16 protein-coding genes are annotated in these 15,454 nt (G+C 51.5%); 4 read left to right on the top strand and 12 right to left on the bottom strand.

Annotation, left to right across the window (positions count from 1 at the left end; translation table 11 throughout):
- Positions 1–26: 26 nt before the first annotated feature.
- The 3 genes from ileS to murJ all read right to left on the bottom strand — a co-directional run bounded on the left by ileS (position 27) and on the right by murJ (position 5,369).
- Entirely contained in the window at positions 27–2,858 is a 2,832-nt protein-coding gene (gene ileS, locus EOE65_RS15030) for an isoleucine--tRNA ligase (RefSeq protein ID WP_127695179.1), read from the bottom strand.
- 20 nt (positions 2,859–2,878) lie between these two features.
- Positions 2,879–3,805 carry a bifunctional riboflavin kinase/FAD synthetase gene (gene ribF, locus EOE65_RS15025; protein ID WP_127695177.1) on the bottom strand — a complete coding sequence of 309 codons (927 nt, stop codon included), beginning with the start codon at positions 3,803–3,805 and terminating at the stop codon, positions 2,879–2,881.
- A 70-nt stretch (positions 3,806–3,875) separates the two neighbouring features.
- Positions 3,876–5,369: a murein biosynthesis integral membrane protein MurJ gene (gene murJ, locus EOE65_RS15020; protein ID WP_206052698.1), complete on the bottom strand. Its 1,494-nt coding sequence runs from the start codon at positions 5,367–5,369 to the stop codon at positions 3,876–3,878.
- Between the two features lie 234 nt (positions 5,370–5,603).
- Between murJ and rpsT the strand changes: the two genes are divergently transcribed.
- Positions 5,604–5,867, top strand: coding sequence for a 30S ribosomal protein S20 (rpsT, locus tag EOE65_RS15015; RefSeq protein WP_127695175.1), 264 nt, complete (start codon positions 5,604–5,606; stop codon positions 5,865–5,867).
- A 58-nt stretch (positions 5,868–5,925) separates the two neighbouring features.
- Here rpsT and proB read toward each other — a convergent pair whose 3' ends face one another.
- The 4 genes from proB to rplU all read right to left on the bottom strand — a co-directional run bounded on the left by proB (position 5,926) and on the right by rplU (position 8,959).
- Positions 5,926–7,050 carry a glutamate 5-kinase gene (proB, locus tag EOE65_RS15010; protein ID WP_127695173.1) on the bottom strand — a complete coding sequence of 375 codons (1,125 nt, stop codon included), beginning with the start codon at positions 7,048–7,050 and terminating at the stop codon, positions 5,926–5,928.
- A 15-nt stretch (positions 7,051–7,065) separates the two neighbouring features.
- A complete protein-coding gene (gene cgtA, locus EOE65_RS15005) occupies positions 7,066–8,259 on the bottom strand; it encodes an Obg family GTPase CgtA (protein WP_127695171.1) in 1,194 nt (397 codons plus the stop codon).
- A gap of 103 nt (positions 8,260–8,362) precedes the next feature.
- On the bottom strand, positions 8,363–8,620 hold the full coding sequence (gene rpmA / locus EOE65_RS15000; RefSeq protein WP_127695169.1) for a 50S ribosomal protein L27: 258 nt from the start codon (positions 8,618–8,620) through the stop codon (positions 8,363–8,365).
- 27 nt (positions 8,621–8,647) lie between these two features.
- Positions 8,648–8,959: a 50S ribosomal protein L21 gene (gene rplU, locus EOE65_RS14995; RefSeq protein ID WP_127695167.1), complete on the bottom strand. Its 312-nt coding sequence runs from the start codon at positions 8,957–8,959 to the stop codon at positions 8,648–8,650.
- 227 nt (positions 8,960–9,186) lie between these two features.
- On the opposite strand from rplU, the gene ispB reads away from it, so the two are divergent.
- Positions 9,187–10,155, top strand: coding sequence for an octaprenyl diphosphate synthase (gene ispB / locus EOE65_RS14990; protein ID WP_127695165.1), 969 nt, complete (start codon positions 9,187–9,189; stop codon positions 10,153–10,155).
- Here the strand turns inward: ispB and EOE65_RS14985 are convergent.
- Positions 10,152–10,793: a thiopurine S-methyltransferase gene (locus EOE65_RS14985; RefSeq protein ID WP_127695163.1), complete on the bottom strand. Its 642-nt coding sequence runs from the start codon at positions 10,791–10,793 to the stop codon at positions 10,152–10,154. The two genes, ispB and EOE65_RS14985, sit on opposite strands and share 4 nt — an antisense overlap.
- A gap of 130 nt (positions 10,794–10,923) precedes the next feature.
- On the opposite strand from EOE65_RS14985, the gene fabA reads away from it, so the two are divergent.
- Both fabA and fabB read left to right on the top strand, forming a co-directional pair.
- Positions 10,924–11,439, top strand: a complete 516-nt coding sequence (gene fabA, locus EOE65_RS14980) for a bifunctional 3-hydroxydecanoyl-ACP dehydratase/trans-2-decenoyl-ACP isomerase (protein WP_127695161.1) — start codon at positions 10,924–10,926, stop codon at positions 11,437–11,439.
- Positions 11,440–11,520: 81 nt separating this feature from the next.
- A complete protein-coding gene (fabB, locus tag EOE65_RS14975) occupies positions 11,521–12,738 on the top strand; it encodes a beta-ketoacyl-ACP synthase I (RefSeq protein ID WP_127695159.1) in 1,218 nt (405 codons plus the stop codon).
- Positions 12,739–12,806: 68 nt separating this feature from the next.
- Here the strand turns inward: fabB and EOE65_RS14970 are convergent, their stop codons facing one another.
- Genes EOE65_RS14970 through EOE65_RS14955 form a run of 4 tightly spaced genes read right to left on the bottom strand, consistent with a single transcriptional unit; the run spans position 12,807 to position 15,398 of the window.
- Positions 12,807–13,544, bottom strand: coding sequence for a lysophospholipid acyltransferase family protein (locus EOE65_RS14970; RefSeq protein ID WP_127695157.1), 738 nt, complete (start codon positions 13,542–13,544; stop codon positions 12,807–12,809).
- 1 nt (position 13,545) lies between these two features.
- Positions 13,546–13,797 (bottom strand): MoaD/ThiS family protein, encoded by a 252-nt coding sequence (locus EOE65_RS14965; protein WP_127695155.1) that lies wholly within the window; start codon positions 13,795–13,797, stop codon positions 13,546–13,548.
- Positions 13,794–14,282 carry a cyclic pyranopterin monophosphate synthase MoaC gene (gene moaC, locus EOE65_RS14960; RefSeq protein WP_127695153.1) on the bottom strand — a complete coding sequence of 163 codons (489 nt, stop codon included), beginning with the start codon at positions 14,280–14,282 and terminating at the stop codon, positions 13,794–13,796. Before moaC ends, EOE65_RS14965 begins: the two co-directional genes overlap by 4 nt.
- On the bottom strand, positions 14,283–15,398 hold the full coding sequence (locus EOE65_RS14955) for a 1-acyl-sn-glycerol-3-phosphate acyltransferase (RefSeq protein ID WP_127695151.1): 1,116 nt from the start codon (positions 15,396–15,398) through the stop codon (positions 14,283–14,285). It lies immediately after the preceding gene.
- Positions 15,399–15,454 lie beyond the last annotated feature (56 nt).

Genomic DNA, 15,454 nt, shown 5'->3' with positions numbered 1-15,454 from the left:
ACCCAGTGGGCATCGGCCGCTGCGATTTAAGCAAATTGACGAGCTTCGCCTTCGCCGTAGACATTTTCGATACAGCGATTACACAGCTCTGGGTGCTCTGCATTGCTACCCACCTCTTCACGATGGTGCCAACAACGCTCACACTTGGCATGTTCGGAAGCTTTCAAAGCAACTTTCAAACCATCCAGCTCTGTCGCGCGGGCATCATCACTCGCATCAGCCAGTGGCGCAACCTGCGCTTCTGACGTAATGAGAACGAAGCGCAGTTCAGCATCAAGACGCGCTAAGTCTGCAGCGATCTGCTCATCAGCAAACAGTACAGCCTCTGTTGATAGCGATGCTTTCACCAGCTTTTCGTTACGGGCCTCTTCTAGCGCTTTATTCACGGCGCTCTTCACAGCCAAGATACGCTCCCAGTAATCACGGCCAAACGCATCGTCATCTGCCAGCTCAAACAAGCCCTCGTACCACGTCTCTAGGAAGATACTCTCGCCTTTTTCGCCAGGTAACGCTGCGTAGATCTCCTCGGCAGTGAAGCTCAGCACCGGTGCAATCCAGCGAGTAATCGCTTGAGCGATATGGTAAAGCGCAGTTTGTGCAGAGTGGCGTGCCAGACTATCTGCTTTCGTTGTGTACTGGCGATCTTTGATAATATCGAGGTAGAAACCACCTAGCTCCTGTACACAGAAGTGGTGTACTTGCTGATACACATCCAAGAAACGATAGTTGCGATACGCCTCCTGAACCTTCTGCTGCAAGCGTGCTGCCGCATCCACAGCCCAGCGATCCAGCGCCAACATATTCTCAGGAGCTACTAGATCGGTTTCTGGGTTGAAACCATTCAAGTTCGCCAACAAGAAGCGTGATGTATTACGGATACGACGATAAGAGTCTGCTGTACGTTGCAGGATCTGCTTCGATACTGCCATTTCACCAGAGTAGTCGGTCGATGCGATCCATAGGCGTAAAATATCAGCCCCCAAGGTGTCCGTAACCTCTTGCGGAACAATCACGTTACCGAGCGACTTAGACATCTTGTAGCCCTTCTCATCCACGGTAAAACCGTGCGTTAAAAGTGCTTTGTAGGGAGCATGACCGTCAATCGCGCAACCGGTCAATAGCGATGAATGGAACCAGCCACGGTGCTGATCCGAACCTTCCAAATAAAGGTCCGCGCGCGGGCCTTGATCATGACCCATCGGGTGGGAACCACGCATCACGTGCCAATGCGTTGTACCAGAATCAAACCAGACATCTAGCGTATCTGTAACTTTCTCGTACTGATCAGCCTCATCACCCAGCAGTTCAGCAGGCTCCAGCTTAAACCATGCTTCGATACCCTCTTCATCCACACGCTGCGCTACCTGCTCCATCAACGCAACGGTCTCAGGATGCAACTGGCCGCTTTCTTTGTGTAGGAAAAACGGGATAGGCACGCCCCAGTTACGTTGACGAGAGATACACCAGTCAGGACGATTCGCGATCATGCTGTGCAAGCGTGGTTTACCCCAATCAGGTACAAACTGAGTCTCTTCGATTGCAGCAAGCGCCTTATCGCGCAGTGAGCCTGATTGGCCCTCGACGCCATCCATACCCACAAACCACTGTGCCGTCGCACGGTAGATCAACGGTGTTTTGTGGCGCCAGCAGTGCATGTAGCTGTGCTTAATTGTCTTGTGGCACAACAAACGATCAGCGTCTGCCAGTGCTTTGACGATATCGCCATTTGCTTCCCAAATATCCATACCGCCGAACAGCGGCAGATCATCGATATAGACACCATCGCCCTTAACGATATTTAGGATCTCATCAAACTGCATGCCGTAACGGCGGCATGTTGCAAAGTCATCTTCACCATAGGCTGGCGCTGAGTGAACAATGCCCGTACCAGCACCCAACTCAACATAGTCGGCGAGGTAGATCGGAGAGCTACGCTCGTAAAGCGGGTGGCGGAAACTGATATGTTCCAGTTGCGCACCCGCAGTCTTGGCAATGATAGTTCCTTCAAGTTCGAAGCGCTCTAATGCGCCTTCGACAAGTTCAGCCGCCATAACGAGTAGTTTGTCGCCGGTATCGACCAGCGCATACTCAAACTCTGGATGAACATTCATCGCTTGGTTCGCAGGAATGGTCCAAGGCGTTGTCGTCCAGATCACTGCGAAGGCCGGCTTTGCAAGCTCACTTAAACCAAAGGCTGCAGCCAGCTTATCCGCTTCTTCGCAAACAAACGCCACATCGATCGCTGATGATTTCTTATCCGCGTACTCAACTTCCGCCTCTGCCAGTGCAGACCCACAATCAAAACACCAGTTAACCGGCTTCAAACCTTTGAAAACGTAACCGCCTTCAACCATTTTCGCTAACGCACGGATCTCGCCTGCTTCATTGGCAAAGCTCATGGTTTTGTACGGGTTGTCCCACTCGCCAAAGATACCAAGGCGGATGAAGTCCGCTTTCTGGCCTTCAATCTGCTCTTGCGCATAACTACGACACAGTTCGCGGGTCTTGTCCGCGCCCATATCCTTGCCGTGCGTGACCTCAACTTTGTGCTCAATCGGCAAGCCGTGACAGTCCCAGCCCGGCACGTAAGGTGCGTCGTAACCATCCAGTGTTTTAGACTTGATGATCATATCTTTGAGCACTTTGTTCACAGCGTGCCCAAGGTGGATATTACCGTTGGCGTACGGAGGGCCATCGTGTAGCACAAACGTTGGACGACCAGCGCTAATCGCACGAATCTTTTGGTAAATCCCCTGCTCCTGCCACGCTTTCAACATGTCGGGTTCGCGCTTGGCTAGGTTGCCGCGCATCGGGAATGCCGTATCCGGCAGATTCAGTGTTGCTTTGTAGTCGGTCATCGCACTTATTCCACGTTTAGTTAGTGTGCAAAAAAGCTTCTCGCAGCCTCAATGTCACTCGAAATTTGTTCTTTAAGAGCAGCCAGCCCATCGAACTTTTGCTCGGCTCTTAAAAATGTTTTGAATTCTACTCTGAGCAGCGTGCCATAGAGGTCGCCACAATAGTCTAAAAGGTGCACTTCCAGCACCGGCTGCGTACCCGATACCGTCGGGCGCATGCCTATGTTAGCAACGCCGTTGCCAAGCAGTTGGTCTTGATGGTGAACCGTGACGGCATATACGCCATGCAAGGGTGCAGCATATTTGTGCATACGGATGTTCGCCGTTGGGACACCCAACTGCCGCCCTAGCTTTTGGCCATGCATCACGCGTCCGCTAATGCAATAAGGGCGCCCTAGCAATCGTTGCGCTTGTGCGAAGTTATTGTCTAGCAATACATCACGCACACGAGTGCTGCTGACTCGCTCATCATCAATCAGGTAAGTTTCAGTGTTCGCAACCGAGAACCCTCGTTGCTTACCCACCTCTTTGAGCATGTCGTAGTCACCAGAGCGATCACAGCCAAAACGGAAGTCATCACCCACCACGAAATGCTTGACGGCCAAGCCCTCAAGCAGCAATTGATCGACGAAAGCTGCTGCAGACATACTCCGCAGCGTTTTATTGAAGCCAAGGCAAACCACACGATCAATACCCTGAGCTTGCAGCAGTTCCACTTTTTCGCGAAAGCGGGTCAGGCGTGGCGGTACATTATCACCCCCAAAGAACTCACGCGGCTGCGGTTCAAATATGATGACCGTTGTCGGCAAGTCCAGCTCAGCAGCTTTAGCTTTAACTTGCGCAAGAACGCGCAAGTGCCCCTGATGCACACCATCGAAGTTACCGATAGTTGCAACACAGCCACGATGCTTTTCTCTGAGGTTATGCAGTCCGCGAATCAGTTCCATGGATCTCAAAAGCTTGGAAAATAAACGCGCGATTATAGCTCAGATAACATACAACGAGTACCCAAAACGGCTACTCAGCGCGAAAATCGCGGATTCGCATCCCCGTTAACAGCAGCGTACCAAAATATCCGACCACACCAGCTACTACAACCAGCAACATTGTCATAGCTCGCCACCAGACATCCCCCGCAAACCAATCACCCTCAGCCGGTGTTAACCAGAGAATCAAGCCGGCCAGAACAGTTAGCGCAAGCATCAGGCGGCCAATCAGCAAACCCCACCCGGGCTGCCAAACGAAGACGCCCTCTTTTAACAACCCACGCAACAACAACCCAGCATTCAAAAAAGCAGATAAGCTGGTTGCCAGTGCCAACCCAACATGCTGCAGCGGCCAGATCAAAACAAGGTTAAATACCATGTTTGCAGCCATCGCCTGCACGGCTATTTTGACCGGCGTTTTCGTATCTTGGCGCGAAAAATATCCGGGCGCCAACACTTTGATCAGCATGAACGCAAGCAAACCACAGCCATACGCGCGTAAGCTCATCGCGGCCATCGCGATATCGCGCTCAGTTAAGGCCCCATACTTAAACAGCGTAATCAGTAGCGGCTCTGCTAGAAGAATAAGCGCCAGAGCAGAAGGCAAACCGATCAGCAACACCATGCGAAACGCCCAGTCTAGGGTACGAGCGAATGCATCTGCTGAGGCATTTGCATGCTTGCGTGAGAGGCTTGGCAAAATCACGGTAGAGATGGCGATACCAAATACACCTAGTGGTAGCTCTGACAAGCGATCCGAGTAATAGAGCCAAGAGACGCTGCCACTTTGCAGAAACGATGCCAGTACGGTATCAAGCAACAAGTTAATCTGCGCCACAGAAACACCAAACATCGCAGGTAACATTAATTTCAATATGCGCTGCACGCCTTCATCGCGCCAGCCCCAAACGGGCTTAGGCAGCAGCTTTAAGTGGCGCAAGAAGGGCAGTTGAAACGCCAACTGCAACGCACCCGCCATCAGCACACCCCAAGCCAGTCCCACAACTGGCTCATCAAAGAGCGGAGCTAAAAAATATGCCGATGCGATCAAGCTAATATTCAATAACACTGGGGTAACCGCAGGCACTGCAAAACGCCCATAGCTATTTAGAATGGCGCCAGCAAATGCCGTTAGAGAGATCAACATCAGATAGGGAAAGGTGATCTGAAGCATCTGCGCAGCCAACGCAAACTTCGCAGGCTGATCTGAGAAACCGGGCGCGAAGAGCGTGGTAACCACCGGAGCCCCCCAAATCGCCAGCAGTGTCACCACCAATAGCACCACACCTAACGTTCCAGCCACGCTGCCAACAAGGTGCTGCACATCAGCAAACGCACGCCGTTCACGATACTCGGATAGAACTGGCACAAACGCCTGAGAAAAGGCGCCCTCTGCAAAAAGACGACGCAAGAAGTTAGGGATCTTAAAGGCAACGAAAAACGCATCCGCGCTATCACTCGCACCAAAGAAGTTGGCAATGACGACATCACGCACCAACCCCAAAATACGCGACAGCATCGTCATCACACCCACAACACCACTCGAGCGCAACAGGCTTGGCACCTTCTGCTGGGCTGCTACATCTTTATCCACTCTCAACGTCCCTTCGTTATTGCTGCGCGCATGTTAATCCTTTACCTAGAAAATTTCTTGCTTTTTTATTGACACCTGTACAGAAAATATGAATAATTTCGCCCTCCAAATCTAGTACAACATGTACTGGATACTTTTTAACTTGACTATATAAGGAGCCGGATCGTGGCTAACTCCGCAGGATCCCGTAAACGTGCTCGCCAGGCGGAAAAGCGTCGTCAGCATAACGCTAGCCTCCGCTCCATGGTTCGCACATACATGAAGAAAGTTGCTGCTGCCATCGAAAGCGGTGACAAAGCTGCTGCTGCAGAAGCTTTCAAAGCTGCTCAGCCAATCATGGACTCTTCAGTGAACAAAGGCATCTTCCCTAAGAACAAAGTTGCCCGCACTAAGAGCCGCATGAACGCAAGCATCAAAGCAATGGCATAAGCTATTGCTTATAAAAAAAACCGGCTGATGCCGGTTTTTTTATGCCCATAATTTGGCGTTACGCTAACACCAAATTATCACGATGCACCAACTCTTCCTCGCTAACGTAGCCCAACAACGCACCAATGTCTGCACTCGGATGCCCCATCAGCTTTGATGACTCTTCAGCACTATAATTCACCAGTCCGCGCGCAATCACATTGCCCGACTCATCTGCCATCAGCACCATCTCACCCCGCGTAAAGTCACCACTCAAACCGATCACACCCGCGGGCAGTAGACTTTTACCACGCTCTTGCAGCGCCTTCACAGCCCCTGCATCAAGCACCAGCGTGCCACGCGCTTGCAAATGCCCAGCGATCCACTGCTTCCGCGCAGCCATGGGTGAGCGCTCTGGCGTTAAGAGCGTACCCACCTGCTCGCCACGACGCACACGCAAGAGCACATCATCCTCTCGACCACTGGCGATAATGGTGACAGCACCTGAGCGCGCAGCCAGCCTAGCAGCCCGCACCTTCGTCGCCATACCACCACGCCCAAGCTTTCCACCACCGCCAGCAACTGCCACGATCGCCTCATCTTCAGCGCGCGCCTCGGAGATCAATGTAGCACTTTTGTCAGTCCGCGGATCAGCGGTAAACAAACCCTGCTGATCCGTTAACAAGATTACGCCATCCGCTTCTACGAGGTTAGCCACCAACGCAGCCAGCGTATCATTGTCGCCAAAGCGGAACTCATCCGTCGCCACGGTATCGTTCTCGTTCACAACAGGGACAACGCCCATATCCAACAGGATACGCAGCGCAGAACGCGCATTCAGATAACGACTACGCACCTTGTGGTCATCATTCGTCAACAACACCTGCGCAGTTTGCATACCATGGCGACTAAAATTGGTTTCATAAGCTTGCACCAAACCCATCTGCCCAACCGCAGCCGCAGCCTGAAGATGACCCAAGTCTTCAGGCCGATTCGTCCATCCAAGACGCGTCATCCCTTCAGCAACGGCACCTGATGACACCAGCACTAGCTCTACACCATCCCGCTTAAGCTCGGCCAACTGATCGACCCAACGCTCGATCGCAGCCACATCCAAACCCTGACCATCATTGGTCAGCAGCGCACTACCAATCTTTACCACCCAACGACGGGCACGCTTTAACTTGTCACGACCTGCAGCCACAACAACTCCCTCTATCTACCGCACATACTCAACATCGACATCGTAATCATCGTCATCGAAGTCGTCGTCATCTTCAGCCGCCTCTTTACGCGCACGCATCTCTGCACGTAAGCGCTCGATATGTAGACGCGCCTCTGCATCAATCATGGCACGCACTTCGTTCTCTTGTTCTTGCAACTCTGGATCATCCGCAAACGCCTGAGCACGCTCATCCAAGAAGTTCTGCAGATCACCAACCAAAGACTGAGTACCCTCACCACTAATCGCCGCAATACGATAAACCGGCCCTTGCCACTGCAATGCATCTACAACAGCCTGACAGCGCTCCTCGAGCTCCTCAGCAGGCACCATATCGATTTTATTTAGCACCAACCAACGCGGCTGATCAGCCAACGTTTGGCTAAACTTCGCCAACTCTTCAACAGCCACAGCCGCCGCCTGCGCTGGCGTCACCTCATCCCACGGCGCCATATCCACAAGATGTAGCAAGACACGGTTACGAGCCAAATGCTTCAAAAAGCGAATACCAAGCCCTGCACCCTCTGCAGCACCTTCGATGATGCCCGGGATATCAGCAACCACAAAACTGCGGTTACGCTCGGTACGCACAACACCCAAACTAGGCACCAGTGTTGTAAATGGATAGTTAGCCACCTTGGGCGTTGCCGCAGATACCGCACGCACAAACGTCGACTTACCCGCATTTGGCAACCCCAGCAAACCGACATCCGCAAGCACTTTGAGCTCGAGCTTAAGGTTACGCAGCTCACCTGCAGAGCCGTTAGTCGTCTGGCGCGGCGCTCGGTTCACACTGCTTTTAAAGCGTGTATTACCCAACCCGTGAAAACCGCCTTGCGCCACTTTTTCGCGCTGACCAACTTCAGTTAAGTCCATTAGGACTTCGTTGGTGTCGATATCAATCACCGTGGTGCCCACCGGCACCTTCAGAATAAGATCTTCACCCTTTGAGCCGGTACAGTTACGCCCCATACCGCCTTCACCATTCTGCGCTTTATAACGGCGCGTGTAGCGATAATCAATCAAGGTGTTTAACCCTGAATCTGCTTCCAAGTAGATGGAACCGCCGTCACCACCATCGCCGCCATCCGGACCACCCTTGGGAACATACTTCTCTCGACGAAAGCTCAGGCAGCCATTACCACCTTTGCCCGCTTCAACCGATATCGTCGCTTCATCAACAAATTTCATTTTTCACCTCCCAAGAGCCCTAGATCTTAACTTAGCGCACGCAAATATCAGAAACAAAAAAAGCCCCGCAAGGCGGAGCTTTTTTCAGCAACGAAAACCTGCCTTATGCAGATACGATGCTGACGTATTTGCGGTTTTTAGGGCCTTTTACTTCAAACTTCACAACACCGTCTGACTTAGCAAACAGCGTGTGGTCTTTACCCAAACCTACATTGTTGCCTGCGTGGAACTTAGTACCGCGCTGACGAACGATAATGCTACCTGCAGACACAACTTGACCACCGTAGCGCTTAACACCTAAGCGCTTCGATTGGGAGTCGCGACCGTTACGAGTAGAACCACCAGCTTTTTTATGAGCCATTACCTATCTCCTGATTCAATCAAACGCTTACGCGCTGATTCCAGTGATCTTAACTTCAGTAAACCACTGACGGTGGCCCTGACGTTTCATGCTGTGCTTGCGGCGACGGAACTTGATGATCGTTACTTTATCAGCACGACCGTGATCAACCACCTCAGCTGTTACTTTCGCGCCATCAACAACAGGCAGACCAACTTTAACGTCGTCGCCGTTACCAACCATTAGGACACGATCGAACTCAATAGTAGAGCCCGCTTCAACACCCAGCTTTTCCAGCTTCAGTGTTTGACCTTCTTGTACGCGGTACTGTTTACCACCGCTTACGATTACTGCAAACATGCTATTCTCCAGTTTTACGCGTGCCCAGCTACTAAAAATAAAGCCTACTTCTAATGGGGAACCCATATAATAGGGAGCGGTTTTGGACACGCTTAGGGCCGAGCATTGTACAGAAAGCAATCGATCAAAACAAGCACACTTATTGATGCTGTCACTGTTTCTTGACACCCCATGCTGCAACACCTAGCATTCGCGCTATACATCATCCATTCAGCTAAAGTTGTCCCATGCAACCACACCAGTTAAATCCGCTCATCGAACCACAATTTGACGCTGTCAATGACTATATAATCAATCACTTAGGCTCCAATGTGCCGCTGGTAGAGAAGATTGGACACTATATAGTCGAAGGGGGCGGTAAGCGCTTACGACCACTGTTGGTGCTGTTAGCTGCCAACGCTTGCGGATACAAAGGAGAGCAACATATCTCCCTCGCCGCTGTGATTGAGTTTATCCACACGGCAACACTTTTGCATGACGATGTCGTTGATAACTCCGATATGCGCCGCGGCAAAGATACCGCAAATGCAAAATGGGGTAACGCACCAAGCGTATTGGTAGGTGACTTCCTCTACTCTCGCTCTTTCCAGGTGATGGTGGACATTGGTGACATGGCGATCATGCAGGTGATCTCCAACGCAACCAATGTCATTGCCGAAGGTGAAGTATTACAGCTGCTTAACTGCAAGAACCCAGACACCACCGAAGAAGCCTATATGCAGGTGATTATCGGCAAAACGGCCATGCTGTTTGAAGCAGCCACCGAGGTGGGAGCTATCTTAGCCGGTGCGACACCAGAGCAACGCACTGCCTTGCAGCTATATGGCCGCCATTTGGGCATCGCATTCCAGTTAATCGATGATGTGATGGACTACCTATCCAGCGCCGAAGAGATGGGTAAGAACGTCGGCGACGATCTTGCAGAGGGCAAACCAACACTGCCCCTCATCCAAGCGATGAAACAAGCGGATGACGAAGGCCGCCAATTGATTCGCCAAGCCATTCGCAAGGGCGGTCTCGAAGACCTAGACCCGATCATGCAGATCGTTACGGACACCGGCGCGATCGAATACACGCAAAACGCCGCTCAAGCGCAAGCGGATCAAGCGATAGCTGCGCTATCCGCGCTACCAGACTCATCATTTAAAGCGACGCTCGAGCAACTGGCTCACATCGCGGTCAAACGTAGCGCTTAAATAGCGCTACGTGCTTCCGTTAGCCGATACACCACTTCAACGCGTCCGGCACCACGTTCACCACCTAACGCCACCTCCGCCAAACGCTCGACCATGAAGCGGCCACTAAACAGCGCCTCAACCTCACGCTGCGGCACAGAGAACGGTGGACCCGCATCGGCGTCAAACTCCAATGTCACCAGCAACAACTGACAACCAAGTGGCAACCGATCTATCAGCAGCTGCGCATAATCTTTTCGCATGGTTTTTGGCAACGCAATCAACGCCGCACGGTCGTATACTGCAGCGACATCGGCCAGATGTGCCGCCTCAAGGGTAAAAATATCCGCAGCTAACAGCGTGATGTTATCGCTGGAGAACACCGGCCCGATATCTTGCTGAGTAAGCTCGGGCACCCGCATATTTTCAGCAAAGAACGCTCGACAGGCCGCCTCACTTAGCTCACACCCCAGCACGGCATAGCCCTGCTCTTGCAGCCACAGCATATCTAACGACTTACCACATAACGGCACCAACACCTTACTGCCTTTATCAAGCGCCAGCTCAGACCAATGCTCTTTAAGATAAGGGTTAATGTCTCCCTGATGAAAGCCAATGCGCCCTTGTTCCCAGCGCTGATGCCAAAAGTCGTGCTCCATATCCTCTCCTCTTCTCTCGTGCGCGTGCACCTTTGGTCAATTAACCTGACTCAGATCGTGCTTCGTTCGCCGCAAACCGGTATAATCACCGGATATTTTGACTAAAATTTTTTTGGATAGACAGTTTCGTATGACTAAAGCATCCTCTTTCGAACGTGAAGACCTGTTGAAATGCGGGTATGGCGAAATGTTTGGCCCTGGCAATGCTCGCCTGCCAGTTGGCAACATGTTAATGATGGACCGCATTATCAAGATCACCGAAGATGGCGGCCAGTTTGGCAAAGGTGAGATTATTGCGGAGCTGGATATTCATCCGGACCTGTGGTTCTTCGAGTGCCATTTCCCAACAGACCCAGTTATGCCTGGCTGCTTGGGCCTCGACGCCATGTGGCAGATCGTTGGCTTTTACCTCGGCTGGCGCGGCAACAAAGGCCGTGGCCGTGCACTCGGCTCAGGTGAAGTTAAATTCACCGGTCAGATTCTGCCAACAGCCAAGAAAGTTACCTACCATATCGAGCTTAAGCGCGTGATTGAACGCAAGCTAGTTATGGGCATTGCAGATGGCTCCGTCTCTGTTGACGGACGCGAGATTTACACAGCAAAGGATCTACGTGTCGGTCTGTTCACATCAACTGACAACTTCTAATCAGCGAGCCTTGCACACCACAGAGCAAGGCCTCTTACGATATACAGAATAATAAGATCCGAGCGACAGGAGATAATATTTATGCGACGCGTTGTAGTCACAGGTATGGGCATCGTATCCTGCCTAGGAAACGACAAAGAAACAGTACTTGAGTCTCTTAAAGAGGGGCGTTCTGGTATTAAATTCCAAGAAGAGTACAAAGAACTTGGTTTCCGTAGCCACGTTGCAGGCAGCATCGATATTGACCTTGAGTCAAAAATCGACCGAAAACTGCGCCGCTTTATGGGTAACGCTGCTGCGTATTCCTACCTAGCAATGGAACAAGCCATTGCAGATGCAGGACTGACAGAAGAGCAAGTATCTAATGAGCGCACAGGCCTAATCGCAGGTTCTGGTGGTGCTTCGTCTGCAGATATCGTTGAAAGCGCTGATATCTTGCGTGATAAAGGCGTTCGTCGCGTTGGCCCTTATCGTGTTACACGCACCATGGGCAGTACCGTATCTGCTTGTTTGGCAACACCTTTCAAGATCAAAGGCGTTAACTACTCGATCACGTCTGCATGTGCTACCAGCGCGCACTGCATTGGAAACGCGATGGAGCAGATCCAGCTTGGCAAACAAGACATTATTTTTGCCGGCGGTGGTGAAGAGCTGCACTGGTCTTTGACGGTTATGTTTGACGCGATGGGTGCTCTATCGAGCAAATATAACGATACGCCAGAAAAAGCATCACGGGCGTACGATGGTAACCGCGATGGTTTCGTTATCGCAGGTGGCGCAGGCATGTTGGTTATCGAAGACTATGAACATGCTAAAGCGCGCGGCGCGAAAATCTACGCAGAGCTCGTGGGCTATGGCGCAACATCTGATGGCTACGACATGGTGGCCCCCTCTGGCGAAGGTGCGGTACGCTGCATGAAGCAAGCGATGAGCACGGTTGACGGCGATATCGATTACATCAACTCTCACGGTACTTCAACGCCAGCAGGTGATATCCAAGAGCTGAAAGCGATGCGCGAACTGTTTGGCGCAGAGATGCCAGCGGTCAGCTCCACCAAGTCGCTAACGGGCCACTCTTTGGGTGCAACAGGCGTTCAAGAAGCGATCTACAGCTTGCTGATGATGGAGAACAACTTCATCTGTGCATCAGCAAACATCGATGAGATCGACCCAGAAGCTGCGAACCTGCCTGTTGTAACAGAGCGTAAGGATGGCGTAGAGCTCAACCGCGTCATGAGCAACAGCTTCGGCTTCGGCGGTACAAACTCGACGCTGGTATTCCAGCGTATGGCTGACTAAACGCACGCCAGCCCATGAGCTAAAACAAAAAAAACCGCCAATAGGCGGTTTTTTTATATCTAGAGATTTTATGCTGCAGTATCGACCGAGCTAACACCCTCCAGCTCATCCATCTGCGCCAATAACCAGCCCACAGACTCTTGGTGAATCTCATCGACTGTGCGGTCTTGTGACGCCACAGGCTTACCGATACGCAAAGTGATCGTACCCGGTGTTTTCGCAAAGCTCTTACCCGGCCAATACTTTCCTGCATCATGTACGATCGGCACCACCGGAACACCCGCACTGGCCGCCAGCATTGCACCACCTTTGTTAAACTTACCACGCTCTCCAACTGGCAGGCGGGTACCTTGTGGAAAGATCGACACCGGAATACCCTCTTCCAAGCGGGCTTTGCCCTGCCCTAACAGTTGCTTTAACGCGCCGCGGCGCTGGCTACGGTCAATCGCAATAGGGTTCAATAGACCCAACGCCCAGCCGAAGAAAGGAATTTTCAATAGCTCTTTTTTTAATACGATACACTGCGGGCGAATCAAAATTTGAAAGTAGATCGTCTCCCACTCACTTTGGTGGTTGGCGATTGCCACAAACGCACCCTCTTTAGGTAGGTTTTCACGCCCCTCGACATTCACTTTCACACCACAGCATATGCGCAGCCAGTGAATATAAAAGAAGTTGATGCCCGTAATAAGGTAAAAGCGCTGCCGGAATGAAAACAGCGGCGCAATTAGCATGGCGAGCGAGCTGTAGATGATTGTCGCCACATAGAAGCCAATGTAGTAAAGCCCTGCGCGTAATGTGTTCATTCTATCCACCTGTCACTGGCGGAAAGACCGCCACTTCATCACTGTCATTAACCTTATCGGTGCGCGCTGCCATCTCCTGATTGATCGCCACCAGCAGATTGGCATCAGCGAACAAATTAGCGGCGTTCTCACCCAGCTCCTGAGCCACTAGCGTTAACAACTCATCAACCGTTATACCACCGCAATGCGCTACCTGATATTCACTGCGGCCTAGCTGCTCACGCACGCTCGCAAAAAAAACTAGCTGAATCATGCTGACACCTCATCAGCCTGCCAGTCACCGCTTTTACCGCCACGTTTTTCCAATAGCTGTACGGCTTTAATCACCATACCTTTATCAACCGCTTTACACATATCATAGAGCGTCAACGCACTCACCGATGCTGCTGTCAGCGCCTCCATCTCAACACCGGTTTGACCGGCAAGGCGGCAGAAGCTAACAATATGCACCTGTGAATTTCTTTCGTCAGCTTCAAACTCGATGCTCACTTTGCTGAGCATGAGTGGGTGACATAGGGGGATCAAATCGCTCGTCCGCTTTGCCGCTTGAATACCCGCGATGCGCGCAACCGAGAGTACATCACCCTTCTTGTGCCCGCCCTCTAGAATCAGCTTTAGCGTCTCAGGCTTCATGACCACGGTCGCTTTTGCACGCGCTTCACGCGTCGTCACAGCTTTCTCAGAGACATCTACCATCTGAGCTTGGCCGTTATCATCAATGTGGGTTAGCTTTGCCATTTAGCTGTTCGCCTTTTGCTGATTGATGACCGGATAAGCATACATCTGCTTTAAGATCTCAGCTTCACGTTCCGAGAGACCTTCTAAACGGCTCTTAAACTGCTCCGTTTGTTCCTCTGTACTCGTGTTCTCAACACCTGCCGCCAGCTGATTACTAACATGAAGGTGGTAGTTAGCATGAATCTGCCGATCAATCGCCTCTGCCAACGCCTCTGGCGTTTCGAACGACTCAGTAATCACCTCACCAAAGTGCACGTGAACTGCACCCTTGAAGCCGGTAATGCCTTTCACGATACTATTGATGTCTTCATGCTGCGCTTTTTCGTAAGCTCCCGTCTCCTCAAGAGAGGCCAGCTCGCGCGCCTTAGCGCGATCACAGGGGTCGTACTCGTATGCGATCGAAACCGGCACAATATTGAGTTTCTTCACCACATCAGCAAAACTGCCCTTTTTGCGTTGGCTCATGTAGAGCATCTTTAACAACGCCGGATCGGTGCGATCATTACCATCCTTCGCGCGGCCTTCACGCTGAGCAATCCAGATCGAGTCGCCCTGTTCAATACTGTGGTTAATGTAAGAGGATAACTGAGTCACCGCGGTCATCATCTCGCGCCCTTTGGCCGAGCGATTCACAATGAAACTTTTATTTAAACGCATCAGATCAGATACGTAGGGCTTACTCAGCAGGTTATCGCCAATCGCAATGCGTACCGTGTTCATCTTGCACTGATAAAGTACCCAGTTCACGAATGCTGGATCCATCGCGATATCACGATGATTGGAGATAAACAGGTAAGCCTCATCAGGATCCAGCTCTTCAACCCCAGTGCAACTGAGCTTGGTGGTGGAGCGAGCGATCATCTTGGCCATATACTTGGCAACAGTCGCCTGAAACTGTTGAATACTCTGGATATCACCAAACTCACGCGCTAGGGCGATACGCACAACAGGCTTTAGCCACTTCACTAACCATTTAGGCAGCGACGGGAACTGATATTGCGCTATCGCACTGATAAGCTCATCATCATAAAGCAGGTTATTTAACACCTGCTCTACCTCAGAGTCGTTGTAGGGGCGAATCTCTTTATAGGGATCAGTATTTACAGTGTCGGTCATGAAGTCGGCCAAGCTGGAAAAAACCGCTATTTTACCTGCATCTACCCAATAGCTCT

Origin of the sequence: Neptunomonas marina (assembly GCF_004005935.1) — a bacterium.
GTDB lineage: Bacteria > Pseudomonadota > Gammaproteobacteria > Pseudomonadales > Balneatricaceae > Neptunomonas > Neptunomonas marina.
This window is presented reverse-complemented; position numbering and strand designations above follow the sequence as displayed.